Annotated in this window: 1 protein-coding gene; it reads right to left on the bottom strand. The window is 58.0% G+C overall.

The window, feature by feature from the left end:
- Positions 1-188: 188 nt before the first annotated feature.
- Positions 189-583: RNA polymerase-binding protein DksA (dksA, locus tag EOA28_RS37860; protein WP_128315953.1), on the bottom strand; the 395-nt coding region annotated here is incomplete at its 5' end.

The following is a 583-nucleotide window of genomic DNA, read 5'->3' as shown; positions in this document are numbered from 1 at the left end:
TGGGAACCGGTTTCGGGATAAAGACATGCGTAAAATCAAAACCTAAAAGCGCATGGCGCGAATCTGAAAGATCGCGACGCGCTTTAGCGGCAGCTTGCCGGAACGCGCGAACTCTCCGCAGCTCAGGAGCTGAAAACAAAAATGGCCGGAAAACCGGCCATTTTTGACGTTTTTGCTTTCAGCTCGCGTCAGTCGTCGCGATACACCTTTTCGCGGCGCTCGTGGCGTTCCTGCGCTTCGATCGACAGCGTCGCGATCGGACGCGCGTCGAGCCGCTTCAGCGCGATCGGCTCCCCGGTTTCCTCGCAATAGCCGTAGGTGCCTTCGTCGATGCGCTGGAGCGCGGAGTCGATCTTCGAGATGAGCTTGCGTTGGCGGTCGCGGGCGCGCAATTCGATGGCGCGGTCGGTTTCGGAGGAGGCGCGATCGGCAAGATCTGGGTGGTTGGCGTTTTCCTGCTGCAGGATTTCTAGGGTCTCGCGCGCTTCGCGCAGAATGTCGTTCTTCCAGGTGATAAGCTTTTGGCGGAAGTACGATTTTTGCCGTTCGTTCATGAACGGCTCGTCTTCGGAGGGTACGTAAT

Source organism: Mesorhizobium sp. M2A.F.Ca.ET.067.02.1.1 (assembly GCF_004023285.1).
In the GTDB taxonomy this organism is placed as follows: domain Bacteria; phylum Pseudomonadota; class Alphaproteobacteria; order Rhizobiales; family Rhizobiaceae; genus Mesorhizobium.
The sequence above is the reverse complement of the archived record's forward strand: the minus strand, read 5'-3'. Positions and strand labels throughout refer to the sequence as shown.